This window comes from Legionella stuttgartensis (genome assembly GCF_977063405.2).
In genome coordinates this window covers 169,285-194,139 of record NZ_CDRUHA020000056.1, presented here as the reverse complement: position 1 = coordinate 194,139, position 24,855 = coordinate 169,285, and the positions used below count along the sequence as shown (strand labels likewise).

The following is a 24,855-nucleotide window of genomic DNA, read 5'->3' as shown; positions in this document are numbered from 1 at the left end:
GCCCCTTTTTTTTATTACGATATCCTGCCATAGACTTTCTGTTCTTTTTCATTTTAATTAGCGAATAGACTATACTTAGACAAAGTTATTCATTCATAGTAAATACGATTGTCTGCAAGCAGAACTCCTTAATGTTAGGGATAATGTAAATTATGGAGGTTAGCATGAAACCAAGGTCAGTGAAGGACAATATCACGGTGGCCAGACTAGTGGGTTTATTCATGCTACTAATATCCACGCTGACGTTTGCAGATCCTCCTAATCAAGTCGCCCGATTAAGCTACATTAACGGAAGTGTGAGTTTTGTACCCGCTGGGGAAACTGAATGGGTTGATGCAGCCCTTAATAGACCTCTCATCACCAATGATCAGATATGGTCAGATACCGGAGCGCTTGTTGAAATGCAATTGTCGGGAGCTGCTGTACGTATGGGAAGTCAAACGAATTTAAAAATTTTGAATCTAGATGACGAAACGGCCCAATTTCAGATTACACAAGGAACCCTTGTTTTAAGCATCAGACGCATCAATGCGAATCAAACTTATGAAGTTGATACACCAAATTTAGCCTTTGTCATTACAGAACCTGGTTATTACCTTTTCGATGTCACCACCGAAGATAATACAACGACAGTAAGTGTGAGAATGGGACAAGGGGTAGCATATGGAGAAAATGCTTCAAATACAGTTGGGGTTGGTTCTTCATGCACTGCCACTGGTACTGATTTGGAAAACTTTCAGTGTACTACTCTTGAGGAAGCCGATGATTTTGAACGCTGGAGTTTAGAACGCGATAAAATGACCGGTACAGTCTCAACACAATATATTTCTCCAGATACTATAGGATATGAAGATCTCGGTAATTATGGATCCTGGACTGAAGATAAACAATACGGTCCAGTTTGGTATCCAAATAATGTAGAAGAAAATTGGGCTCCTTACCAAGAGGGGCAGTGGATATGGCTAAGTTCTTGGGGATGGACTTGGGTGGACAATCAACCTTGGGGATTTGCACCATTTCATTACGGACGTTGGGCTTTTATTGAAAATCGATGGTGTTGGGTACCAGGACCAATAGGAGCTCGTCCTATTTATGCCCCTGCATTGACCGTATTCATTGGCGGTAATAACCCACAATTTATGCTTGATGGTGGATATGGCATTGGTTGGTTTCCTCTAGCCCCAGGTGAACCTTATATTCCTCCTTATTATGTTAGCCAAAACTATTTTAATCAGATCAATCTGAGTAACACAGTGATTAATGTTGCTTACATCAATAATATTTATAGAAATAAAAATATTAAAATTAATTACAAAAATGCACAGATTGCTAATGCAGTTACCGTTGTACCAACTAAAGATTTTATTGACTCCAGGCTGGTCAATAATTTTCGTTCACGCGTCCCTCATCAATTACTTATTAATGCAAAAAAATTAAATGTTGCTCCTTTGAGCCCACAATCTAATAGTGTATACGGAGGCAAGGGCTTTAGTAAGGCAATACCTCCTGCCGGAGTAATATCAAGGCCAATTATAGTTAAAACACAACCTTCTTCAGCAACACCTCCTTTTTCAAAAGTACAACCTCTGCTTTTAAAAAATAAAGGTAAACCTCTAACTCCAGCCGAGATTCAGAATATAAAAGCTGGAAAAAATTTCCAAGCTGTTCAACCTGCTGCACCTGGTAAACCGGCTATTATTAAGCAATCACCTCCGGTATTGGTTCATCCAGTTCCTGGTACTTATCAAACTCCAGGCGGACAGCCAGGTACAAATATGCAACCCGGCACAATTATTCCTCATGGTAAAAAAGTGCATCCATATCCTAATGTACAGCCAGGCGTGAATGTGCAACCGGGGCCGAATGTTCAACCAGGACCCAAACTTCCTCATGGTAAAAAAGTGCATCCATATCCTAATGCACAGCCAGGCGTGAATGTGCAACCGGGGCCGAATGTTCAACCAGGACCCAAACTTCCTCATGGTAAAAAAGTGCATCCATATCCTAATGTACAGCCTAATCCAAATGTACAACCGGGACCGAATATTCAGCCAGGTCCAACTCTTCATCAGGGGCCAAAAGTATATCCAAATCCTAATGTTCAACCAGGACTCAAAATTCAACCGGGTCCAAAAATTTAGCCTGGTCCCAAAATTCAACCCAGTACAGGCGCTACACCGGCGCCAATTATCCACCAAAAACCTAAGAGGCCTCCTGCTTCAGGTATACAAAATCAGCCAATAGTTAAGCCATAGAAAAGGCTTATAAAGCATCAAAAGAAGATATGGTGTGTTGAGATTGATGGTGCTCATTTGGAAGTGAGATATGGATATATTTTCAAGAGGGAAAAGAACTCAGGGACATGGACAACATTTAGGATTTTCTCAAATAAACCCATCAAACAAGATTTAATTCCATTATAAAGAAATCATCTAAAATAACTCAAAACATGATCTAATATTTACTTTGTTAAAGAAATAAACTCTAGAAATTTTGCTTTGTAAAAGAAAAAAAGAATTATTTAAAATAGTTGATCATTGGCCGAATCGACTTCGGAGCAATATCCCTTATTTCAATATAAGGTTGTATGAAAGCCTAAGCGTTTTCCTTAGCATCATCTGGCATCGTGATGTTTAGTTCAAGCACTGAATTATCTCCCATACGCTCAAGGTTCACACTCACTTGATCACGCGTTACATGTACGTATTTAGCAATGACAGCGAGAATTTCTTCCTGAAGCTTAGGTAGATAATCAGGAGTATTACGTTGAGAGCGTTCGTGAGAAATTATTATTTGCAAACGTTCTTTAGCAACAGATGCCGTAGCACTTCTTCTACGTAAGTAATTGAAAATACTCATACCGTCACTTCCTCCTTGTTTTTGCTGAATAAGCGACGCAATAATCCTTTGCGATCATTACTTATGAAGCGCATTGGTCTTTCTTCACCAAGAAAACGAGCAATTGCATCTTGATAGGCAATACCGGCATCACTTGTTTCGTCAAGAACTACTGGTGTACCTGTATTTGAAGCTTTAAGTACTGATTTTGATTCTGGAATAACACCAATTAATGGAATAGCTAATATTTCTTTTACGTCCGTAACAGAAAGCATATCACCACGCTCGACTCGCTCTGGGTCGTAGCGTGTTAATAATAAATGTTCTTGAATTGGTGTTTTATTTTCAATTGCTCTTTTAGTCTTACTAGCAAGTATTCCAAGTATTCTATCTGAGTCACGTACAGAGGAAACTTCTGGATTCGTTACTACAATTGCATGATCAGCAAAATACATAGCCATTAATGCGCCAGTTTCTATTCCAGCAGGGGAATCACAAATAATAAAATCAAATTCTTTTGCAAGCTCATTAAGTATTCTTTCAACACCTTCAATGGTTAATGCATCTTTATCTCGAGTTTGTGATGCAGGAAGTATAGAAAGGTTTGCAATTCGCTTGTCTTTAATTAAGGCCTGATTAAGATTTGCTTCGCCATTTATAACGTTAATAAAATCATAGACAACGCGACGTTCACAACCCATGATAATATCGAGGTTTCTTAAACCAATATCAAAGTCAATAACGACCGTTTTATGCCCTAAGAGTGCAAGGCCCGAAGAAATAGCTGCAGAAGAAGTAGTTTTTCCTACTCCGCCTTTACCTGATGTAATCACGATTATTTTAGCCAACGCTGAACCCTTCCTATTATTTTTGATTCAACACAATATTTAACCACCAGTGTACACGTTTATTGATAAATAATTCAAGTAGTGCAGAGTGATCTTTGGAAAAACATTTTCCAAAAAATAAATGGAGGTTAGCGACAATTTTTAACAGTTTGTAACATATTATTGATATTTTGATTGTTTAAGAAACTGGAGGAAAGTGAGGCAAATGATAATATAAGAAGTTTGAGGTAAACACAAATATAATAAGTCTATAATTATAATGTAAAATGTTGGGTTATTGTAAATTATCTGTTTAATTTGTCCACAATTTATAGTAAACTATTCGGTTAATTTAACTCCTCTAGTGAGAATAAAATGACTCTTTCTATTGTGCAGCAATCATTAACCTTCGATGATGTTCTTCTTGTTCCTGCACACTCTTTAATTCTTCCTAAAGATGTGTCTTTAAGAACAAAATTGACTCGTGCTATTAACCTAAATATTCCACTTGTATCATCCGCCATGGATACTGTAACTGAAGCTCGTTTAGCCATTGCTTTGGCACAAGAGGGCGGCATAGGTATTATTCATAAAAATATGACCATTATGGCACAGGCTGATGAAGTCCGAAAAGTGAAAAAATTTGAAAGTGGTATGGTTCGAGATCCGATTACAGTGACTCCTAATATCACCGTTAAAGAATTACTTGATGTCATGGCCAAATATAATTTCTCTGGTGTTCCTGTTGTGGACGGTGAGAATTTGGTCGGCATCGTAACCAGTCGTGATATTCGTTTTGAAACCAATTTATCTTTGAGTGTAGAAGAAGTAATGACTCCTAAGACAAAATTGGTAACCGTCAAAGAAGGGGCAAGTCGTGAAGAGGTGCGTAGCTTATTGCATAAACACCGTATAGAAAAATTGCTTGTCGTTAATGAGGCTTTTCAACTACGTGGATTGATCACAGTTAAGGACATACAAAAAGCCAAAGAAAATCCTTTTGCATGTAAAGATGCTGCAGAACAGTTACGTGTAGGCGCAGCCGTTGGCGTGGGAGAGGGCACTGATGAGCGCATTGAGTCATTAATTGAGGCAGGTGTTGATGTACTTGTTGTTGATACAGCGCACGGACACTCACAAGGTGTACTTGAACGTGTAAAATGGATTAAGAAGCACCATCCAGAGATACAGGTGATTGGAGGAAATATAGCTACAGCTGCTGCGGCTCGTGATTTATATACTGCAGGTGCGGATGCAGTAAAAGTGGGTATAGGTCCTGGCTCTATTTGTACAACGCGAATAGTAACTGGTGTTGGTGTGCCGCAAATAACAGCTATCGCAAATGTGGCACAAGAACTTAAAGGAAAAATTCCAATAATTGCTGATGGTGGTATACGTTTTTCTGGTGATGTTGGTAAAGCTCTTGCTGCTGGTGCAGATACTGTAATGCTTGGAAGTATGTTTGCAGGAACAGAAGAGTCACCAGGTGAAATTGAGTTATATCAAGGTAGAACTTATAAGAGCTATCGAGGTATGGGTTCAATTGGGGCTATGGCTTCGTCACAAGGTTCGAGCGATCGTTATTTCCAAGACGCATCATTAGGTTCTGAAAAATTAGTTCCAGAAGGAATTGAAGGACGTGTTCCTTATAAAGGATCGGCGCAAACAATTATTCATCAATTGTTAGGTGGTTTGCGTTCTTGTATGGGATATACAGGATGTGAAAATATCGAGCAACTACATACCAAGGCAGAATTTGTCCAAGTGACTAATGCAGGAATGAGGGAGTCACATGTGCATGATGTCAGTATTACAAAACAGGCACCAAACTACCAGGTGGATAATTAATAATGAGTGATTTAAAACAACATCCTTTACTGATTCTTGATTTCGGTTCTCAATACACACAATTAATCGCCCGACGAGTGCGTGAATTAGGTGTTTATTGTGAAATTCATCCCTTCAATATCACACAAGAACAATTCACTGCGCTTAATCCTTGCGGTGTCATTTTATCCGGTGGCCCATCCACTGTAACCCACCATGAGAACCCACGAGCACCTCAGTGGTTATTTACTGCAGGTTTGCCTATTTTAGGAATCTGCTATGGGATGCAAACCATGGCAGTGCAATTAGGTGGTGAAGTGCAGTCTTCCTCCATTAGAGAGTTTGGCTACGCTGAGTTGAAGTTGCATGGTCACAGCAAATTGTTTTCCCAAATTGAAGACCGACTGAATGGTGATGGTAATGCATTATTAGATGTCTGGATGAGCCACGGGGATAAAGTGACTAAATTACCGCTTGGTTTTAAGGTGATTTGCGAGACCCGAAACGCTCCAATTGCTGGAATGGCTGATGAAAATCGCCAAATGTACGGAGTACAATTTCATCCAGAAGTAACCCATACGCTACAAGGAATGCGCATTTTATATCGTTTTGTTGTAGATATTTGCAAGGCTTCGACTAATTGGACTTCTACCCTCATTATTGATGAAACAATTAATGCAATCCGTGCTCAGGTTGGTTCTGATCGAGTTTTACTCGGCTTATCGGGCGGTGTAGATTCGTCTGTTGTGGCTGCTTTATTACATAAAGCAATTGGTAAACAATTGGTTTGTGTTTTTGTAGATACTGGTTTGTTGCGTTTTAATGAAGCAAACGAGGTTATGGAGATGTTTGGCAAACACATGGGTGTTGAAGTTATTTCTGTCCATGCTGAAGAGAAATTTTTTAATGCTCTAAAAGGGGTTACTTGTCCTGAAGAAAAAAGAAAAATTATTGGACGTACCTTTATTGAAGTATTTGATGAAGAAGCGCTAAAAATTCCGGGTGTTTCCTGGTTGGCACAAGGAACGATTTATCCGGATGTTATTGAATCGGCTGCAACAAGCACAAATGGTGCCTCGGTGGTAATTAAATCTCATCATAATGTGGGTGGTTTGCCAGAAACATTGAATTTGAAATTATTAGAACCTATTCGTGAATTATTTAAAGACGAGGTTCGTAAAGTAGGCCTTGAGTTAGGATTGCCTCATGATATGGTCTACCGCCATCCATTTCCTGGTCCAGGTCTAGGGGTTCGAATTTTAGCAGAAATTAAGAAAGAATATGCAGATATATTGCGTAAAGCGGATGCTATTTTTATTGAGGAACTCAGGAAGGCCGATCTTTATCATAAAGTCAGTCAAGCTTTTGCTGTATTTCTACCGGTCAAAAGTGTTGGCGTTATGGGGGATGGACGTAAATATGATTACGTGATTTGTCTTCGTGCTGTAGAGACCGTTGATTTTATGACAGCACATTGGTCACAATTGCCTTGGGATTTCCTTGGCCATGTATCCAATCGAATTATCAATGAGGTAGACGGTGTATCTCGTGTAACCTACGATATTTCAGGTAAACCACCTGCTACTATTGAATGGGAGTAATTTCCCTGGAGTAGTGGACCATTAAGTTAAAGAACTAAGTGTCTACATCCTGCGGTTTGTCCGCGGGCTGTAGAATAAGATTTATAACCATTAACTTAAACTAAATAATGAACGATCACTATTGGATGCAAAAAGCCTACGAACAGGCAATTCTCGCCCAAGCTGATGGGGAAATCCCGGTTGGTGCTGTATTAGTGAGCAAAGACAATCAGTTAATAAGTTCAGGACGAAATTCCATCCAAAAAAGTCACGATCCATCAGATCATGCAGAGGTGTGTGCAATTAGATATGCATCACAACAGTTAAAGAATCATCGATTATTAGATACAACGCTCTATGTGACTCTTGAGCCTTGTGCCATGTGTGCTGGATTGATTGTGCATGCACGGATTAAACGACTGGTTTTCGCAACCCGAGATTTTAAAGCAGGAGCTGCAGGGTCGGTTTATAACTTATTACAGGGCTACCCTTTAAATCATAAAGTTCAAATTGATGAGGGGATAATGCAAGCGGAATGTTCTCTATTACTTACTGATTTCTTTCAGATACTGCGATAAATTTTTTGAGAGCTGCTGTTCTTCTATTAGAGATTAAGGCTAGGGATTATCTTCAGGGCTTCATATATGGATAAAATATGAGTCATTCGATAATGATATTCACTAAAAATTTGAAAGGTACAAAATTATAGAATGAAATTTTCTTTATTTCAGTTTAGGCTGGTTTCTTTCCGGTAATTCCTGTTCCTTTTTCGCAACCGACTGCCCTCTAAAAAATCTTAAGGTATCGTGTTCGACAGGCGCCATTTTTTTATCAAAATTTATAATTGCTTGATAAAAGTCAGTTGTTTCTGGCTTTCGTAATTTTTTTGGATTATGTAAGGCTTTCTCAGCAACTGCTAAAATTTTTACGTATTTTTCAGCTGGACTTAAAATAGGGTCAGTAGCAATTTTGAAAATACGTTCAACACGGTGCGGAACAATCTTCTCCTCTCCATCAACAATAATGGGTTTGCCCCCTCCTAAACCAAAAAGGCCTGTCCTCCATATTCCATTTTTTATTTCACTAGTGATGAGATCAATTACAAAACTATTGAAGAATGCATGGTATTTCATCTTGGGATTATTTTTGGGTTTATAAGTACTAACTATATCTGGGTTTGATTCCCAAGGTGCCTCTACTTTTTTTAATTGGTCATCTTTGTTTAAAAAATAAAAATTGATTTGCCCTCGTTCATAATAGGGTTTGAATTGCTCCCAATAGCGATAAAGAAAGCGAAGTTCAGCAAAAGTAATCTTGTCGAATTTTTTTTCAAAACACATCTTATAATCTATTTTGTTCAAAACAAAATGTAGCTTATGCTCGTTATTAAGCACCCAAAAAATACCCATCTTTGACATTTTTTTAATGAAGGGCACTTTATCATTTCGCTCTGTTAAGGGTGAAAACTGTTCAATTTCATTTTTTAAAATACTGGCATACGATTTAAATTTTTGTGCAGGGTCATAAAAGGGATTGGTAGATTTTGCAAAACTGGGATCGAGTAGAGGTTCAAGAAAGGGATCAATAGTTGCATTGAATAATTCATCAACCCTGGTTGCGAAAACATCTTTCCCTTCTCCCCTCAAAAAATAAAATAAACTAATACGTGAGCCACTTATTCCATAAACGAGATCTCCTTCTTCAAACCCATCTAAAAGGGTATCTAGGTTTTCTTCTATAATCTTTGGAATAAATTCTTTTAAATAAAATGGATAATGAGGTTCAGTGGGGTTTGTTATTACTTCTAAAACATGGTGAGTTTCTTCTTCTATTTCATCAGGGACTTCTTCTTCATCACCAAGATAGTCTAAAGTATTATAGCTTTTTTTAAGCTCTTCAATTTCCTCAATATTGAAGTTCCTGTATTTTCTCAATATTGATGCTACCTGTTTTTTTTTCATACGATGTCGAAATTGGATTCTTTCCTTAAGGTTAGTTAAATTATGATCTGTAAGCAAGTTTAAAGGTCAGATTATATATTTCTTAATAAATTTGGCTCGTATAATAATCTGTGGGATGTAACATGGTTTAATTTGAACTGACTAATAATTCATGGATGAGTTTTTGTTTTAAAACTTCTTTCTCATCATTATTTAGTGACTGATTTTGTTGGTTTGTAATATAAAAAGTATCCTCTGCACGTTCCCCAGCAGTTACAATTTTTGCGTTATGCAAATGAATATTTAATGTTGAAAATACTCTGCCTATTGTTGCCAGTAATCCAGGTCTATCTGCGGTAACTAGAAATAAACGGGTTTGATTATATGATCGCTCATCATAGTAATGTATTTGAGTTTTGACTTTAAAATGGGCTAAAGCGCGAGAAAGTCTCTTGCGAACAACGACAGGTAATTGATTCGTTTTAGCTAGATGAGTGCATAAATCGTGTTGAATATCTTGAGAGCGCTGTTTATCAAAAAATGCTTGGTTTTGCTCATCCAAAATAATATAGGTATCTAGATCATATTGATTGTTACAGGTAAGAATCATTGCTTCTTGGATGGTAACGTTGTGATTACTCAAAACAGTAGTAGCAATAGCAAATCGATCATCTCGATGAGGCATATAAATAAAAACCTCGGTTCCACCCTGGCTATGATGAGGCATAATCATGACCAAGGGGAATTTTGTGCAAGCAAGAATTGCTTTGGTATGGCGTGCGATGACTTCAGGGGATTCATGCAAAAAGTATCTGTCTTTGAATTGTTTCCACAAATCGTCAACGGTCTTTTCGGCTACACCTTCGTTAAGTAATATTGATAAAGCATGTTGCTTGCGTGCTTTGATAAGCGCAGTCTCATCCATCAACTCTTGTTCTCGATGTAACATATGTTTTGCAGCACGATACAACTCTTTAAGTAGAGAATCTTTCCAGGAGTTCCACAAAGTAGGATTAGTCCCACATATGTCTGCAACTGTCAGTAAATAGAGATAATCCAAATAGTGGGGCTGGGGTAAGAGTTGACAAAAGTTCTTTATGGTATTGGGATCATAAATGTCTTGTCGTTGAGCTGTTTGTGACATAAGGAGATGATTGCGTACAAGCCAAACCAATAAATCACCGTCTTCTTTTTCAATATTATGATGTTTTGCAAAATATGATGCTTCAACCGCGCCTAATTCTGAATGATCACCGCCGCGTCCTTTGGCAATATCATGGAATAATGCGCTTAAGTAGAGCAGTTCAGGTTTGTCTAAATGAGACATAATTTGCACACAGAGTGGAAATTGCTCTGCATAGCTTTTTTCTTTGAAACGAGACAGATTGCGAATGACAAATAGTGTGTGTTGATCTACTGTATATACATGAAATAAATCATACTGCATTTGTCCAGTGACCAGCGCAAAACATTCCAGATAATGTGCCAGAACACCGTATCGGCTCATTCGATGCAATGCTTCATATGGTCCATCTTCGACTTTAAGAATACTCATAAATAATTCTGTTGTTTCTGAGGATGCTTTAAAACGTTTATTCATCAGATAAAGTGATTCTCTAATTAATCGAATAGTATTGGCTCTGACTCCTTCAATATCAGGTCGTTTTGCTATCCAAAGAAATAATTTGAGCAGGGCTTGTGGATGATGAATGAATACGCGTGTGTTTCTTGCTTCAATGTAATTATTGGACAGTTGAAATTCATTATCTAGAGGAAACAGCTTTTGCTTGGGAGAATGAGCGATGGTCTCATCAAACCATTGTAATAACATCTCATTAAGTTCTCTGTTACGTTTAATTACTTTAAAGTAGTCCTTCATGAATTGTTCTATGGCTAATGAATGAGGTTTATCTTTATAGCCAAAAAACTGAGCTAATTTGATTTGGTAATCAAAGGATAGTCGTTCTTCTGCTTTTTCAGCTAATACATGTAAAGCAAAACGTACCCTCCAAAGGAAATGCTGGCAATAGGTAAGCTTTTCATATTCTTTGTCCGTAATGAATCCATAATTGATGCCATCAGCTAGTTTTTTAATATTAAAATGTCGCTTACCAATACTGAGCAGGATCTGCAAATCACGTAGGCCACCAGGGCCATACTTAACATTAGGCTCCAAGTTATAAGCTGTTTCACCATATTTAGCATCACGTTTTTTTTGTTCTTGAAGTTTAGCTAAAAAGAAATCTTGGCTAATCCACATGTGTAGAGGATGTATTTGATAAATTAACTCCTCCATTAAAGGGCCACGTCCGCATAATAGAAACATATCCATGAGACTGGAAACAACGGTAACATCTTGACTCGCAAGTTCAGCACATGAGGAAACACTAGTGATTTGATGACTGAGATCTAAACCAACATCCCAGCAATCCTGGATAAAATTTTGTGCACGATTTAATTGGGCTTTAGAAACCTTATCAGAATGTAACAATAATATATCTACATCAGAATAGAGCAGTAGCTCTCTTCGTCCATAGCTGCCTAGTGCTAAAAGACAAAAAACGTCATGATCCAGCTGATTTTTAGTAAATAAATTGATGACCAGCTCATCGATGAAGGTTACTAGCTTACGAATGATTGTGGTGATATTGGTTTTATAATCGAATTCTTCGCGTAGTTTTTCTTTAAATTGTTTTAGGTTATTTTTAAGATGTTGTAATTCTGGAGTCATCCCTTGTTTCTCTGCATCCTGTGCATGGGAAAAGGGATGATCCTTTATGTATTTACTTTCGTTCTTCATCGCGCAAAGTCAAAATTTCTACACCATTATCGGTTACCAATAAGGTATGCTCCCATTGGGCTGAAAGACTATGATCTTTAGTAACTACGGTCCATTGATCCGGTAATAATCGGGTATGATACTTTCCGACATTGATCATCGGTTCTATAGTGAAGGTCATGCCTGGTTCCAGCTTCATTCCTGTTCCAGGTATCCCATAGTGCAACACTTGCGGATCTTCATGGAAAATACGTCCGATCCCATGACCACAATAATCGCGGACCACTGAGCAACGATTTTTTTCTGCATGTTGTTGGATGGCGTGACCAATATCACCTAAATGAACTCCTGGTTTTACCATTTCAATTCCAATAAACAAACACTCATGAGCTACTTGGACTACATGCTTTGCCTTGACTGATGGAGCGCCAATAATGAACATTTTACTGGTATCGCCATGATAGTCGTCTTTAATTACAGTAACGTCAATATTAATAATATCACCGTCTTTTAAAACTTTTTTCCCTGGGATCCCATGACATACTACATGGTTAACTGAAGTGCAGATTGATTTAGGGAAACCATTATAATTCAAAGGAGCTGGAATTGCTTGTTGTGTATTCACAATGTAATCATGACAAATGGTATTAAGTTCATCGGTAGTGATACCTTCTTGTACATGAGGACCAATCATCTCAAGAACGTCTGCAGCAAGTTTGCCGGCAACGCGCATTTTTTCGATTTCATCAGGGGTCTTAATAGTAACTGCCATAGAGTGTGAATCCAAAAGTGTTATTTGATTGTTCAATATATTTTGTTCCAATATATATAGTGTAGGCTAACAAAGAGCTGTAAGTATCGAGCGATTTGGAACGAACGTCATATTAGCATAACCGATTATATATGTCACCGAATCCAAATTTGAGTCAGATTTCTTGTTCAAATTCGTAGGTTTAATTCTGATTTTGTTCATTGAATAAGTGTTAATTTTGCCTGGCTAGGATTTAATATGATCACACTGTATACTAATTGATTTTTGATCGGAATTTATCTATGCCTAAAAAATTGAAAACAACCATTGCAAGAAATCGAAAAGAAAAAAGGGAGGTTTCATTTCCCGTAAAATTCAAATCGAATCAAATACATGAGAGTTCATTCTTTTCAAAAAAATGGAAAAAAGAAGCTGATAACTTGAGAATATTAAAGAAATTAATACAAAGTCTTGGTATTGAAAACATGTCGGCTGAAAACTATATTCCCTCTACAGTAGACCAGCCAGAGCTAGTTCAAGTAATGCCAGTTAATTTATTAAAAGAGTTTGGTGGTCAAGGATTATATACTCAAATCGATATTCCAGTTGGCACATGTTTAGGGGAATATACTGGAGAACTATATCCGACAACAACCTCATTTAAAAAATATGTAGAGGAAACCTTGGGGGCAGATTGGAGTTATGCAATGACTTTGGGGTATAAAGTCATTGATGGGAAAGATAAAGGGAATTTTACGCGATATATCAACTTTTCTGATGCTCAGGCCAATGTTGAATTTCGAGAAGATGTAATAAATGGTATAAAATGCGTCAAAGTAATTACTACAAAAGATATTCCTAAAGGGAAACAGCTTCTGGTTGATTATAATTGTTACGATGAGCGAGCTTCCAAGGAATTTTTTTTTCTTAGTCCAGAGGACAGCTGGCGATCCTCACAGGAAGTGCTTGACCTTAAAGCAAGTGCATATCGATTCTATATAATGCAAACAGCGCTTCCTTTATTAAAGTTAAAGGAAAAAGATGGTTTGTATGTCACTAAAATTGGTGAAGCCATTTTTTCTGGTAAACAACTACCACTAGACCAAAAAAAGGTTATCCAAGATGATATTAATCTTCCTTTTCTTAAAACAGACTTAAAAGGAAAGGTACTGGACTTTAATCAGACTGATTCATTTACTGCATTGATGTTGGCCAGTTATTTAGGGCAAGTAGAAAATGTGAAATGGTTGGTTACGAATCATGCCAACATAGATCAACAACAAAACCATTCCGGAAATTGTGCATTATTTTTTGCATTATCGGGTTATGAAGCTTCTGAGACAATAAAGCAACAACAGGTATACATGGATGTTTTGTGTTTTCTGATTGAATCACAAGCAAATATCTTCGTTCACGATAGAGAAGATAAAACGTTTCTCCATAAGGCAATTGATACTCTTTCTTTAAGGGATTTCAAAGTACTAATGGGCCATATTGTAGGGCAAAAACAGTTCAATCCTGAAGAAGTATTAGACTATATTGATAAAAATGATCAGGATATTTTCGTGTATTGTCTTGCGAATAGAGATTTTGAAAAAGCGTCTGTTTTACTTGGACTTTGCTCTGATTATTTCAGAACGGATTATTTTAATTATGGCAGCAAATATGAAGAGAAAATCGGTAAAGATTTATTAATAAAATTAATAAATGAGTTTGATCAAGATGAAAAAGGCGCACTATTAACACTTTTAACTAGTCCTAAATTGAAATTGGACGTAGACTTTATTGATTCACTGAATTTAAGCAAAGAGAAAAAACTCTCCTGGCCAAAGTAAGGCAATAATGATAGCCCGGATGTCGTGTGTAATCCGGGCGAATACTCATATCGGAGATAAGATGTTTTCCTGCGGTCTTCTTTTTTCGGCTTCAATCAAACTATGTGTATCCACTCCCATTTTTTTAAAACTATCCCCGGGGGAATTGTTATATAAATCATAGTATCTCCATATAAGGCCAAATAATTGCCGGGTGTATCATAAACATTCAAAAATCACATTTCTATGTCATGAAATTTATTGCGCTTACTTTCATTTCGAGTACTATACTTTATTAAAATCTGGTGCCTAACTCTTAGGGAAAAGAAAATGAAACCCCGCACATATGCTTGTATATCTGCCTTAAGTTTCCTGATAAGTACTTCTGCTTTTGCTTTTGAAGGCCACGGCGTCGGAGGCGGCTACCATGGTGCGCCACCCCCCAATACCGGCTATCACAATGGCTATGATGAAAATTACAACAATTATCATAATAATAATGGATGGTATGGGGGAAGTGTAAATGTGAATACCTGGGGTGATGGGGTTTTGTACGATGATGATTTGAATGATAACACGGATGAGGTTGTTGGGGTGCCGGATGAAGGTTATTATGATCCTTCGTGTCAAACTATAGATGATTGTAGTACAGGTACTTGTGCGTTGGTAAATACATGTGATCAAGAATAATTATATGAATAAAAAAACATATCAATGGGCAGTAATCGGTGCGGGGCCTTCAGGGATCGCCGCAGTGGGAAAATTATTAGACAATGGAGTTTCGCCAGAACATATTTTATGGTGTGATCCTTATTTTAAAGTCGGAGATCTGGGTCTGTATTGGCGAAATGTTTCAAGTAATACTAAGGTCAAATTGTTTAAAAATTTTTTATTGGCAGTCCAATCTTTTCGATACCTAGAGGCTCCCGATTTTCAATTAAATCATCTGCCTATAGAAGAAACATGTACCTTGAGATATGTGGTTGAGCCTCTACAGTGGATTTCAGATCATTTTGTGCAAAAAGTCCAAGCAGTAAAAACAACAATCCATAATATGTTTTTATCAAAGCGTTTATGGTCTTTGTGTTCAGACTCACAAACCTACCAAGCTAAAAATGTAATATTGGCAACAGGTGCCTTGCCTTCAGCTTTAAATTATCCAGGCCTTAAAGTAATTCCTTTTGATATAGCAATTGATAAAGAAAAGCTCTCTTCTGTAGCTCGGCGTGATGAAACTTATGGTGTATTTGGCTCCTCACACTCTGCAATTATTATTTTAAAACATCTTGTAGAGCTTGATGTTAAAAAGATCATCAATTTTTACCGGTCTCCTTGCAGTTATGCGATTGATATGGGTGAGTGGATTCTTTTTGATAATACTGGACTAAAAGGACAGAGCGCTGCCTGGGCTCGAGAACACATCGATGGTGTTCTACCTCCTAATTTGGTGCGATACAATGTCAGCGAACCCAACATTGCTCGTTTTTTACCTGAATGTGACCAAGTAATTTATGCGGTAGGTTTTGAGCAACGTAAAAGCATTGTTATTGGTGATTATGAATATTCTCGCCACAATCCCTATGTAGGAATAATTGGTCCAGGGTTATTTGGTCTAGGTATTGCATATCCAGAAACTAAAGCGGACACGTACGGTAACGTAGAGTCTCAAGTAGGTTTATGGAAGTTTATGGTATACCTTAACAAAGTGATGCCCATTTGGTTGAAGTATCCCACTTAAATTTAGTTGAGACCAAAGATACTGATCCCTGAACTACAAGGATCAGTTCGTCAATTTAGTTCACTAGGTGCACTTAACTTTCAAAATTATATTTTTTCCTTGCTAATACGCTTTTCAATCTGAGCAACACCTACTAATATAGATCGTTTTATAATGAAGAAAAAATAATCATGCAAAGAATAGCTTTATTATTCTGTTTTTTAATAGGAATATTTATTTGGCCTAATAATGCAGAATGTGCGCTCGAGCGTGATTTTCAATCTTGGTTTAATATCACAGCTATTGGAAAAACTCATAGTGAAAATAAAATACTAGGGCGTGTACGGTATTGGTTAGAAGGGCAGCAGCGCTTTGGTGACGATAGTAGCCGCTTCACACAGACATTATTTCGCCCAGGAATAGGTTATGCGTTAACAGATAATCTTAGTATATGGCTGGGCTATGCATGGATCTATACAGGCATACCTTTTACCCCTAACCCATTTGAGGAAGATCGTATTTGGCAGCAGCTTTTATGGACCAAAACCAATCGATATTTGACCTTTACTAGTCGAACGCGCACAGAACAGCGATTTTTAGAAAATAACCCTAAAACAGCGTACCGATTTAGGCAACTTATTAAAGTTTCGGTTCCACTCAAACAATATGCCAATTTTAGTTTTGTCACTAGCGATGAACTATTTCTTCATAAGAATAATTTTGTAGGTAGAAACAGTAGTGGTTTTGATCAGAATCGATTTTTTGTGGGCTTGGGTTATAAAATAAATCCGAAAGCTACTACTGAAATTGGCTATATGAATCAATACATTCGACGTTTTGGGGTTCCCAATTTTCTAACGGATATTGTATCCATCAACTTTTTACTGAGTTTATAAAGCGAGATTTATGAAGTTCATTTTATTATAATTTCAGAATGAAGTTTAAGTAAAAAACCCGCAAGTAATTTCTTAAACATCATCCTGATGGAGGGATATTTAATGACCACCGCCAGGCCCACCTGTGCCGCCGGTCCCGCCCGCACCACCAATTCCCCCATACCCTGTTTGTTTGGTGTGAGCTGCTTCTCCGTCTCCGGCTTGTTGTGTATGACATCCAAATATCAAGGAAGATAAAAGTAATAATAATGTAATTCGTCTCATGCATGTCCTTATTGCGTTTAAAGTTTTAGTAATTTCACTTAAGCATTATAACTATTTTTATGATTGGAAAAATAGATATTTAATCTATACGAATCGTCAATCAGAAAATGGTCCTCTCAAGAAATGAGATAATATCTTGTTTTAAAAGTATGGATTATATATCTTCGATATTTGTTTGATGTAAACGATAATGCCAAAATTTCGGAAAGGCCAAACAACAAGCTGCCACACCTATAACGCATAATATACCACCTGATATTAACGCAGCAGGAATGCTAAAACTGGCAGCAATAAACCCAGCACGTGTATCACCTAATTTAGGCCCGCTTAAATAACTGATCATTTCAATTCCAGCTAATCGCCCACGATATTCTGTTGGAATTGTATTATTCCACAACGTAGTTCGAAATATTCCGCTTATCGCATCAAAAGCTCCAGAGAGTGCTAAGAAAAACAGCACAAACCAAAGGGAGTTTGATAAACCAAACCCAATGATGGATACGCCCCACAAGGCTGCGGCAATGGCAATGGCTCGGCCATCATGATTTATTTTTGAAGTCCAGCCACTGAAAAATGAAACAATCAATGCTCCTAAAGCTGGTGCAGAATAAAGTAGACCTAAAGTTTTGGCTCCACCTAGAGACTGGGCTATGGCAGGAAGCAAAGAGTTTGGCCATGCAAAAACCATTGCGATAAAATCGATAATATAGCTACCCATTAATTCTTGCCGATTAAAGGCAAAAGAAATTCCTTGTTTTAGAGAAGATAAAATGGAGGGATGTTCCTGCACGAGAGGTCTAGGTATAGTATGGATTCTGATTAAAGCAATTAATGATAGAAAAAAAGTCATTAAGTCGATAAAGAATGTGATCACAATGCCATAGTGAGCAATAATAAGCCCAGAAAGAGCTGGGGCAATAATCATACAAAAACTGAATTTGAATGTAGCCAGAGCTCCTACCTTTTTGTAATCATTGGGGTTAACAATTTGTTGTATAACACTGTCATATGCAGGACGATGTAATCCGGTAATTGCTGACATCGAAGCCGAAACGATAAAAATGAGACTCAGAGAAGGAGACGTTTGATAGGAGTTAAGTGCAAGCAGGCAGCATCCTACGGCAAGAAGTAACTCACTGATAATCAATAAACCTCGCCGATTGTAGCGATCGGCAAATACCCCACCAATTAATGCGGTGATTAATAGCGGTAATAACTGAGCTAAACTTAGTAATCCGACTGCGAGGGTCGATTGGGTAATTTGATAAATTTGATAGGGTAGCGCAACATTGCTGATCATAGTACCGATAAATGAAATGAATTGCCCCAAATAGAGTAATCTGAAATCACGATTTTTTTTAAGCAGGGAAAGGTCTAGGAACGAGCTCATTTCGAATATCCAAAGGTGGTTAAGCAGCCGAGTAATATGGAGGTAATAAAAGGAAGATTTTATGCTTTTTAATTGATTCAGTACAGTACAGAAGCCCTAAAAGATAATTATCAACAGATTTCTCTAAGATAATTCAGAATCATTATCTTTATTATTTTGTTCTTTATTTTGAATCAACAATGGTTCAATGAAGCTAAGTGAAGTGGAGTAGGTCATCGAGATTTTTTCTTTATCAAGTGCTTTTTTAATGGTTGTGAGCACCTCATCAAGTGAGCGACGTTGCTGACTAGGTTCGGGATTTGTCCACCAATATATAGTGAAATCAATTCCATTAGAGGAAAAAGAAACAACATATACTTGAATATATTTATCTTTAGAAACAGTCTTACATCGGTCCATTGCTTTTTCAATAACAGATCGAGCTTTTTCCACATCAGTGCTGAAATCAACACTACAGTTAATTTTTACACGTCTTAGTTTTGTATCGGTAAATACTTGCACTGTACTCGTATATATTTTCGAATTGGGGACAAATAGCCGGGTACCATCTGTTTTGCGCAGATGGGTATTTTGCACAGAGATGCGTTGAACATAGCCTTTCTGTGAGTCAATGCTAATAAAGTCCCCAATGCTGAATGGTTCTCTGAGTAATAAAATGATGCCTGTAAAAAAGTTTTCAAAAGTATTCCTGAATGCTAAGCCGATAGCAACAGAGGTTAATCCTAAAGTGGCTAAAATATTTGCAGTGGTAACTGATGGGATTAAGATGGCTGTAATAATTAATATCCCTATAAACCATACAATGATAATAGTTAATTTATGAAAAATTGTTACTAAATTGGCGCGAATTGCCATTCTAGGCAAAAACGAACTTACAAGACGACTGATCAATTTCGCAGCAAAATAGGTTATTATTGCAAAAAAAATTGCAAAAATGATGTTAGGAATCAGAGCAATAATGTTTTGCGCAAATTTATTTAGAGTTTTTAGAATAAGCTCTAAATAGTTCATGTCGAATTTCCTTATTCTATCTTAATTAATATGTATATAGTTAAATCCGAACTGTTGATTTTAGTGTAGCAAAAAATCCGAAAAGAAAGTAATAAGTACAATCTGTATAATCTTTTGAAATAATACGATTTGTTGTGTGAGGCACATGAAACTTAGGTCAACACATTATAATTGTGCCGTTATCTCCTCGCTTTCTTTTTTTAATTCATATAGGATATGAGTGAACTACTCTATTGTTATATAAGGAATTATGGCGATAATACGACAAGATCCCAAGTCAAAAGCTTCAAGAAGAGTGTCTTTTGCCAGTTTTGTTGGAACTACAATTGAATGGTATGATTTCTATCTCTTTGGGACTGCCTCCGCTTTATTTTTTAATATTCTTTTTTTCCCTAAAATTAGTCCCATCGCTGGAATTATGGCTGCCTATGCGACTTATGCAGTCGGTTTTTTTGCCAGACCCCTTGGAGGGCTTATTTTTGGTCACTTTGGGGATAGGATAAGCAGAAAGAAAATGCTTGTTTTTACTCTATGTCTTATGGGAGGCTCTACATTTTTAATTGGATTACTTCCTACTTATGAGCAGATAGGACTGTTCGCACCGTTTTTACTGGTGATTTTGCGCTGCATTCAAGGAATCGCAGTGGGTGGTGAGTGGGCTGGCGCCGTTGTGATGTCTGCTGAGATGAGTCGAGAAAAAGAAAGAGGGTTTTATTCAAGTTGGCCAAACTCAGGGGCTCCTTTTGGATTAGTCATTTCCATCGCAATATTCCTCGTATTTTCCGCACTACCCAAGGAGCAATTTTTATCTTGGGGATGGCGTATTCCTTTTTTACTTAGTTTCATTGTTGTTCTTGTTGGCCTCTATATTCGTTTGCAGATTATGGAAAGCAAGATTTTTATTGAGGCAACAAAACATAAGCGCCCTCCAAAGACTCCTGCTTTAGAAATGCTACGATCTCACTTTAGGAACTTCTTATTGGCAATCGGAGCGCGTTTAATTGAAAGTGCTTCATTTTACGTTCTAACTGTTTTTATCTTAAGCTATGGAACATTTGAACTGCATATCTCGAAATCAATTCTTCTCTATGCAGTGATGGTGGGAGCTATTTTTGAAACTTTTTTGATTCCTTATTTTGGTTCACTTTCTGATAGAATAGGAAGGCGTCCGGTTTATATTACAGGTGCTTTATTAATGGCTTTATTTGCATTTCCATTCTTTTGGTTATTGCAAACAAAAAATCCAGTATTGATTTTCTTTGCTGTAAATTTTGGAATGTGTATTCCCCATGCAATGATGCATGGCGCTCAGGGTGCATTTTATTCAGAACTTTTTAAAACACGTATTCGTTACAGTGGAACAGCAATTGCATATCATTTATCCGCTGCATTCTCTGGTGGATTAGCTCCATTGATTGCTACTGGTCTAGTAGAATGGGCTCATGGAGATACTTGGCCAGTGTCGGTATATCTCATTATTATGGCTGTGATTACTATAATCAGTGTTTATTTATCTGTAGAAAGGGCACAAAAAGATATTTCGGCTTAATTTATGAAGATTAAATGGGCTTTGCTTTACCCATTTTTCAATGAAGATATTCTTCCAGATTATGAAGTAATAAGGTGCTGCCTTTACTCGTAAAAATACCGAGAAATTGTTGCAAATAAATGTCGCTTATCATGAAAGATTCTAAATATATTTTAGATAAAGCCATGTGATCCGATATTTTTTGCAGTTTCTTCTGGTAAAAACTTGTTAAGCGTTATTAAAAATTTATTAGGAATTTCTTTATATTCCGGGAATATGTGTTGATAATAAGAAAGGTCCTCAATAGTCTGACTCACCGTATTTTTAATGTACTCCTTGACATACTCTTTATCTTCGAACAAACCCATCTGGCGCTTTAAATTTGATAAAATATTCAGTACATGCTGTTGGTATGCCTCAATCAATTGGTGAACACTGGAGTTCATCTCAAATAAATTAAGGCCTAATGTGCATCTTCGAATAGCGGAGTCCAACCTAACTACATTTCCATTCCAATAATCATTGTAGCGTTCTTCAAATGTAGAATTTTCGAATTTCATATAAAACCTTTTCCGGTATGCGATTAATCTCGGAAAATATTTTATATTAAATACAAATAATGTCTATAAAATAACCAATAGCAAAGAAAATGGTTTTTAATTATATAAAAAAGATAAAAGCGTGTTTGAGGCTGGAGCTAACGGTTATTTAATATTCATTTTTTAATGTCTCTTTAGAAGACATAACATCTTCCCATAAATCTCGAATAAAGTCGGAATCTTCTAACTCATGTATCGTAACAGCTGGGGGCAGAAGGGGGTTCACGTCTGCAAAATGATTTTTTACTACTTCTCCGTTTAGAAAGTCTTTTAAATCAGTTACATAAGCGATAATGCGTTCTTCGGGTAAGCGTTCGATAATGGCTTCATATTTTTTTACAAAATGAGAAACTTGCTTAGGTGATTCTTCTGGATTTAAATCGACTAAATGATCTACTAGGGGCTCGTATAAAGAAGATAACTCTATAACTCGTTCTGCTACTCCTACAATAAGCCCACTTGTTCCATTTTCAACTTCCTTGTCTTTTAGAAAGCTTGTAAATAAAACATCGAGGACAACTGTTCCTCCATAGGTAATAAGTGGTTTGTTACCTGAGATGTATTTTGCGAGTGCTTCAATGGTTACCCTGTCGAAATTTCCTCTTATTGGTAAGCCATTATCAGGAAAAGTGCCATGAATTCTATAATAGGGGACATTATGATCTATTGTTGAGGCTAATTTGCTAATAACCTGTGGTTTGGTTTTAAAAAAACTGAGGAATTGTTTTCCAATACTCATACCACCACTCCGGATAAATAAAAATACTTCAATAATCGAAATTGATTAAAGTAGAGTGCGTATTTTCGATGTCACCATGTACTAATTATAGACATTATTTGGCTTTGCAAAAAAAATGAAAAACAAAGTGAACTGTCCTATCATCCAATTTATTCCATTTGATCTCTAGATTGTAATAAATCCTGTATAGGTTGAGGCAGTATCGAACGCATTTTATGTGTTATCTGTGCCTCATTTTTTTGCCAAATAATTCCTAAGTAAATAATGGCGAAGCCGATAGCAGTCAAAGCGACAGGGAATAAGTAACTGAAATTAAATACCCGGAATGCTAAATATCCTAGATAGCAACAGGTACCTAAAGCACCAAATATTACAAATACTTTTCTATTTAAAATTACCCCAATTAAGATCAGTAAGAGATTAATACATAGATATATAAATTTAGACAGTTCACTATCTGAATGTTGGGCACTTAGACCTCCCCAAAAGGTCATAACTCCAAATATATACAACCAGAAAGCATAGTCTGCTGATTGGCTTGAGCGAACGTCCACCCAAAATGCAATTAATATGGTAATTATTCCAAAATACATAGAAACCATAGCACTTAGTTCATAGGTATAAGTATCTGGAGCAATCATGGAAGTAAGATCCATAGACATGTACCAAAGAGTAACTGCAATGGGCATAATCATAAAGGGGTAGCGATAGAGCCATGCCATTATAATTCCAACGATAAGAGTTCCAAGCTCCATAAAGATCCAGTTCCATTTGACATAGGCATGATAGTCTTGATAAACCGTATTATCTGGTGGCCACCAACCCATACCTTGTTGTAGTCCGTAGATAGCAAGCGGGGTAAGGCAAATTACAAAGGTTGCACATATTCCTGCCGGTATTTTATAACCCGTATCATGTAACTTGTGAGTCAGCGCGATACCTAGAATGGAATAGCACAATGAGAGAAATAAAATTCCCCAGCCTCCATACATTTCCCATCCTAAATTCATGAATATTGTCATAGCACCTATGGCTATAAGCCCACCTAAATAGTAAAGAACATTCGTTAAATTAAATCCTGGGCTTTGTTCGGGGAGGTTTTTTATGAATTCAATTAAATCATTGGCTTGTTTTTCAGAGATAATATTAGCCTCAATGGCTTTATTCATCATATGCCGGGAAATTTTCATCATATCTCCATAGATGTGGAATTGTTCTCCAATAGTAAAATTATAGCTAGACGAATGAAAACAAGGGTGTTTTTTTCTAATTTATTTGATCTAAGAACATTAATTGAGATTATTCCCAAAAGATTTAACGTTCAGGGAAGTGTGCTCACAATCGAACTTATGATTCTGCGTAAAAAATTAAACGGCAGGATTCTTTGTGGAAAACATAATCGATTTATCAAATCTTAATAAGGCAGGAATAATTTGACTGCTATTTTCACATTGGAGTTTTTTTCTTATATGTTCAAAATTCTTGTCTACCGTACGTTTTGAAATTTCTAGTATGCTGGCTATGCGAGGCAAACTGAAACCAAAATAATATAGGTAAATAATTTCCTTCTCTTTATGAGTCAGTTTTTTACATGCTAAAAAGCTAAATGGCAACTGCGTAAAATCAAAGGTTTTATCAAAAAATTCAGATAATGATTGCGATTTATTCGCGTAACTTAATATTTTATTATGTAAATTGAGTGTTGGGGATTTTTTATTTTCAAAAATTTCATTCACTTTTATCGTGAGGTCTTTGGGTAATATTAATAAATTTTCTTTACTTAAGAGCCTACGACATTTATTTGTTATGTCTTCACAAACTTTATCTAATATACCTAAATTATTTAATATAAAATTATTTGACTTAATTGGATCAGAAGTAGAAGCGAGAGTAACTATTTCTGTAGAAAATTTATTAGGGGTATTATTTCTTTTTATAAAATCATAAAAAAAAGTGTAGCCCCGGGCTGTCACAACTCCTTTCAGTTTATCATCTAATAAATTATCTCCGACAATGCTGGAGACATAATATTCATGATCCAGTATCTCAATATCACTTAGTATTTGCTCTGCGTAGAGCTCATTATGAAAAAAATCACTTAATAAATATTGCTCCGACATGACCTGGAAATAGTTACCATTTAAGTCATAATACATGTAACCCCAATTACAAATGGGTGATTCATCGAAAAGATGATGGTAGGCCTTATCGAGCCAACCTGTATACATTTTCATTTTATAAAACTGAAGCATGTCAATCCCTATACTCTTTGATCAAATTATAGCCTCAATTGGAACATATAATTAACAAAAGTGTGATTTAAAAAAACTTAGAACAAAATTGAGCATAATTGTT

21 protein-coding genes are annotated in these 24,855 nt (G+C 36.7%); 9 read left to right on the top strand and 12 right to left on the bottom strand.

Annotated features, from left to right (window positions below):
- Window positions 1–164 precede the first annotated feature (164 nt).
- Entirely contained in the window at window positions 165–2,141 is a 1,977-nt protein-coding gene (locus ACWTEW_RS15170; protein ID WP_454782492.1) for a DUF6600 domain-containing protein, read from the top strand.
- Between the two features lie 454 nt (window positions 2,142–2,595).
- Here the strand turns inward: ACWTEW_RS15170 and minE are convergent, their stop codons facing one another.
- Window positions 2,596–2,859, bottom strand: a complete 264-nt coding sequence (gene minE, locus ACWTEW_RS15165; RefSeq protein ID WP_454782491.1) for a cell division topological specificity factor MinE — start codon at window positions 2,857–2,859, stop codon at window positions 2,596–2,598.
- The gene (minD, locus tag ACWTEW_RS15160; RefSeq protein WP_454782490.1) at window positions 2,856–3,686 is read right to left on the bottom strand and encodes a septum site-determining protein MinD; all 831 of its coding nucleotides are present in this window, start codon (window positions 3,684–3,686) and stop codon (window positions 2,856–2,858) included. Before minD ends, minE begins: the two co-directional genes overlap by 4 nt.
- 354 nt (window positions 3,687–4,040) lie before the next feature.
- Between minD and guaB the strand changes: the two genes are divergently transcribed.
- From guaB to tadA, 3 genes are all read left to right on the top strand, one after another.
- Complete coding sequence (guaB, locus tag ACWTEW_RS15155; RefSeq protein WP_454782489.1) at window positions 4,041–5,513, top strand: IMP dehydrogenase; 1,473 nt, start codon at window positions 4,041–4,043, stop codon at window positions 5,511–5,513.
- 2 nt (window positions 5,514–5,515) lie between these two features.
- Window positions 5,516–7,093 carry a glutamine-hydrolyzing GMP synthase gene (gene guaA, locus ACWTEW_RS15150; RefSeq protein WP_454782488.1) on the top strand — a complete coding sequence of 526 codons (1,578 nt, stop codon included), beginning with the start codon at window positions 5,516–5,518 and terminating at the stop codon, window positions 7,091–7,093.
- A 107-nt stretch (window positions 7,094–7,200) separates the two neighbouring features.
- Window positions 7,201–7,650 (top strand): tRNA adenosine(34) deaminase TadA, encoded by a 450-nt coding sequence (tadA, locus tag ACWTEW_RS15145; protein WP_454782487.1) that lies wholly within the window; start codon window positions 7,201–7,203, stop codon window positions 7,648–7,650.
- Window positions 7,651–7,794: 144 nt separating this feature from the next.
- On the opposite strand, the gene ACWTEW_RS15140 is transcribed toward tadA, so the two are convergent.
- From ACWTEW_RS15140 to map, 3 genes are all read right to left on the bottom strand, one after another.
- Complete coding sequence (locus tag ACWTEW_RS15140; protein ID WP_454782486.1) at window positions 7,795–9,033, bottom strand: hypothetical protein; 1,239 nt, start codon at window positions 9,031–9,033, stop codon at window positions 7,795–7,797.
- A gap of 127 nt (window positions 9,034–9,160) precedes the next feature.
- Window positions 9,161–11,743 (bottom strand): [protein-PII] uridylyltransferase, encoded by a 2,583-nt coding sequence (gene glnD, locus ACWTEW_RS15135; RefSeq protein ID WP_454782587.1) that lies wholly within the window; start codon window positions 11,741–11,743, stop codon window positions 9,161–9,163.
- Between the two features lie 52 nt (window positions 11,744–11,795).
- Entirely contained in the window at window positions 11,796–12,563 is a 768-nt protein-coding gene (gene map / locus ACWTEW_RS15130; protein WP_454782485.1) for a type I methionyl aminopeptidase, read from the bottom strand.
- Window positions 12,564–12,844: 281 nt separating this feature from the next.
- Here map and ankI point away from each other — a divergent pair, with 281 nt between their 5' ends.
- The 4 genes from ankI (at window position 12,845) to ACWTEW_RS15110 (ending at window position 16,969) form a co-directional block, all read left to right on the top strand.
- Entirely contained in the window at window positions 12,845–14,377 is a 1,533-nt protein-coding gene (gene ankI / locus ACWTEW_RS15125) for a Dot/Icm T4SS effector AnkI/LegAS4 (RefSeq protein ID WP_454782484.1), read from the top strand.
- A gap of 309 nt (window positions 14,378–14,686) precedes the next feature.
- Complete coding sequence (locus ACWTEW_RS15120; RefSeq protein WP_454782483.1) at window positions 14,687–15,046, top strand: hypothetical protein; 360 nt, start codon at window positions 14,687–14,689, stop codon at window positions 15,044–15,046.
- 4 nt (window positions 15,047–15,050) lie between these two features.
- Window positions 15,051–16,094 carry an FAD-dependent oxidoreductase gene (locus tag ACWTEW_RS15115; protein ID WP_454782482.1) on the top strand — a complete coding sequence of 348 codons (1,044 nt, stop codon included), beginning with the start codon at window positions 15,051–15,053 and terminating at the stop codon, window positions 16,092–16,094.
- Between the two features lie 170 nt (window positions 16,095–16,264).
- On the top strand, window positions 16,265–16,969 hold the full coding sequence (locus tag ACWTEW_RS15110; protein WP_454782481.1) for a DUF2490 domain-containing protein: 705 nt from the start codon (window positions 16,265–16,267) through the stop codon (window positions 16,967–16,969).
- A 99-nt stretch (window positions 16,970–17,068) separates the two neighbouring features.
- Here ACWTEW_RS15110 and ACWTEW_RS15105 read toward each other — a convergent pair whose 3' ends face one another.
- The 3 genes from ACWTEW_RS15105 to ACWTEW_RS15095 all read right to left on the bottom strand — a co-directional run bounded on the left by ACWTEW_RS15105 (window position 17,069) and on the right by ACWTEW_RS15095 (window position 19,634).
- Window positions 17,069–17,233: a hypothetical protein gene (locus ACWTEW_RS15105; RefSeq protein ID WP_454782480.1), complete on the bottom strand. Its 165-nt coding sequence runs from the start codon at window positions 17,231–17,233 to the stop codon at window positions 17,069–17,071.
- 154 nt (window positions 17,234–17,387) lie between these two features.
- Window positions 17,388–18,623, bottom strand: coding sequence for an MFS transporter (locus ACWTEW_RS15100; RefSeq protein ID WP_454782479.1), 1,236 nt, complete (start codon window positions 18,621–18,623; stop codon window positions 17,388–17,390).
- A gap of 123 nt (window positions 18,624–18,746) precedes the next feature.
- Window positions 18,747–19,634: a mechanosensitive ion channel family protein gene (locus ACWTEW_RS15095; protein ID WP_454782478.1), complete on the bottom strand. Its 888-nt coding sequence runs from the start codon at window positions 19,632–19,634 to the stop codon at window positions 18,747–18,749.
- Window positions 19,635–19,884: 250 nt separating this feature from the next.
- Here ACWTEW_RS15095 and ACWTEW_RS15090 point away from each other — a divergent pair, with 250 nt between their 5' ends.
- Window positions 19,885–21,183 (top strand): MFS transporter, encoded by a 1,299-nt coding sequence (locus ACWTEW_RS15090; RefSeq protein WP_454782477.1) that lies wholly within the window; start codon window positions 19,885–19,887, stop codon window positions 21,181–21,183.
- 152 nt (window positions 21,184–21,335) lie between these two features.
- On the opposite strand, the gene ACWTEW_RS15085 is transcribed toward ACWTEW_RS15090, so the two are convergent.
- From ACWTEW_RS15085 to ACWTEW_RS15070, 4 genes are all read right to left on the bottom strand, one after another.
- Window positions 21,336–21,722, bottom strand: coding sequence for a hypothetical protein (locus tag ACWTEW_RS15085; RefSeq protein ID WP_454782476.1), 387 nt, complete (start codon window positions 21,720–21,722; stop codon window positions 21,336–21,338).
- A 148-nt stretch (window positions 21,723–21,870) separates the two neighbouring features.
- A complete protein-coding gene (locus tag ACWTEW_RS15080) occupies window positions 21,871–22,500 on the bottom strand; it encodes a hypothetical protein (protein ID WP_454782475.1) in 630 nt (209 codons plus the stop codon).
- Window positions 22,501–22,649: 149 nt separating this feature from the next.
- Window positions 22,650–23,690 (bottom strand): DUF2157 domain-containing protein, encoded by a 1,041-nt coding sequence (locus ACWTEW_RS15075; RefSeq protein WP_454782586.1) that lies wholly within the window; start codon window positions 23,688–23,690, stop codon window positions 22,650–22,652.
- Between the two features lie 177 nt (window positions 23,691–23,867).
- Window positions 23,868–24,752 carry a helix-turn-helix transcriptional regulator gene (locus ACWTEW_RS15070; protein ID WP_454782474.1) on the bottom strand — a complete coding sequence of 295 codons (885 nt, stop codon included), beginning with the start codon at window positions 24,750–24,752 and terminating at the stop codon, window positions 23,868–23,870.
- Window positions 24,753–24,855: the final 103 nt, after the last annotated feature.

What these genes read in the sequence shown, in the direction of transcription:
- ACWTEW_RS15170 (WP_454782492.1), top strand. Translation starts at nt 165, where the DNA reads ATGAAACCAAGGTCAGTGAAGGACAATATCACGGTGGCCAGACTAGTG.
- minE (WP_454782491.1), bottom strand. Translation starts at nt 2,859, where the DNA reads ATGAGTATTTTCAATTACTTACGTAGAAGAAGTGCTACGGCATCTGTT.
- guaB (WP_454782489.1), top strand. Translation starts at nt 4,041, where the DNA reads ATGACTCTTTCTATTGTGCAGCAATCATTAACCTTCGATGATGTTCTT.
- guaA (WP_454782488.1), top strand. Translation starts at nt 5,516, where the DNA reads ATGAGTGATTTAAAACAACATCCTTTACTGATTCTTGATTTCGGTTCT.
- tadA (WP_454782487.1), top strand. Translation starts at nt 7,201, where the DNA reads ATGAACGATCACTATTGGATGCAAAAAGCCTACGAACAGGCAATTCTC.
- ACWTEW_RS15140 (WP_454782486.1), bottom strand. Translation starts at nt 9,033, where the DNA reads ATGAAAAAAAAACAGGTAGCATCAATATTGAGAAAATACAGGAACTTC.
- glnD (WP_454782587.1), bottom strand. Translation starts at nt 11,743, where the DNA reads ATGACTCCAGAATTACAACATCTTAAAAATAACCTAAAACAATTTAAA.
- map (WP_454782485.1), bottom strand. Translation starts at nt 12,563, where the DNA reads ATGGCAGTTACTATTAAGACCCCTGATGAAATCGAAAAAATGCGCGTT.
- ankI (WP_454782484.1), top strand. Translation starts at nt 12,845, where the DNA reads ATGCCTAAAAAATTGAAAACAACCATTGCAAGAAATCGAAAAGAAAAA.
- ACWTEW_RS15120 (WP_454782483.1), top strand. Translation starts at nt 14,687, where the DNA reads ATGAAACCCCGCACATATGCTTGTATATCTGCCTTAAGTTTCCTGATA.
- ACWTEW_RS15115 (WP_454782482.1), top strand. Translation starts at nt 15,051, where the DNA reads ATGAATAAAAAAACATATCAATGGGCAGTAATCGGTGCGGGGCCTTCA.
- ACWTEW_RS15110 (WP_454782481.1), top strand. Translation starts at nt 16,265, where the DNA reads ATGCAAAGAATAGCTTTATTATTCTGTTTTTTAATAGGAATATTTATT.
- ACWTEW_RS15105 (WP_454782480.1), bottom strand. Translation starts at nt 17,233, where the DNA reads ATGAGACGAATTACATTATTATTACTTTTATCTTCCTTGATATTTGGA.
- ACWTEW_RS15100 (WP_454782479.1), bottom strand. Translation starts at nt 18,623, where the DNA reads ATGAGCTCGTTCCTAGACCTTTCCCTGCTTAAAAAAAATCGTGATTTC.
- ACWTEW_RS15095 (WP_454782478.1), bottom strand. Translation starts at nt 19,634, where the DNA reads ATGAACTATTTAGAGCTTATTCTAAAAACTCTAAATAAATTTGCGCAA.
- ACWTEW_RS15090 (WP_454782477.1), top strand. Translation starts at nt 19,885, where the DNA reads ATGGCGATAATACGACAAGATCCCAAGTCAAAAGCTTCAAGAAGAGTG.
- ACWTEW_RS15085 (WP_454782476.1), bottom strand. Translation starts at nt 21,722, where the DNA reads ATGAAATTCGAAAATTCTACATTTGAAGAACGCTACAATGATTATTGG.
- ACWTEW_RS15080 (WP_454782475.1), bottom strand. Translation starts at nt 22,500, where the DNA reads ATGAGTATTGGAAAACAATTCCTCAGTTTTTTTAAAACCAAACCACAG.
- ACWTEW_RS15075 (WP_454782586.1), bottom strand. Translation starts at nt 23,690, where the DNA reads ATGAAAATTTCCCGGCATATGATGAATAAAGCCATTGAGGCTAATATT.
- ACWTEW_RS15070 (WP_454782474.1), bottom strand. Translation starts at nt 24,752, where the DNA reads ATGCTTCAGTTTTATAAAATGAAAATGTATACAGGTTGGCTCGATAAG.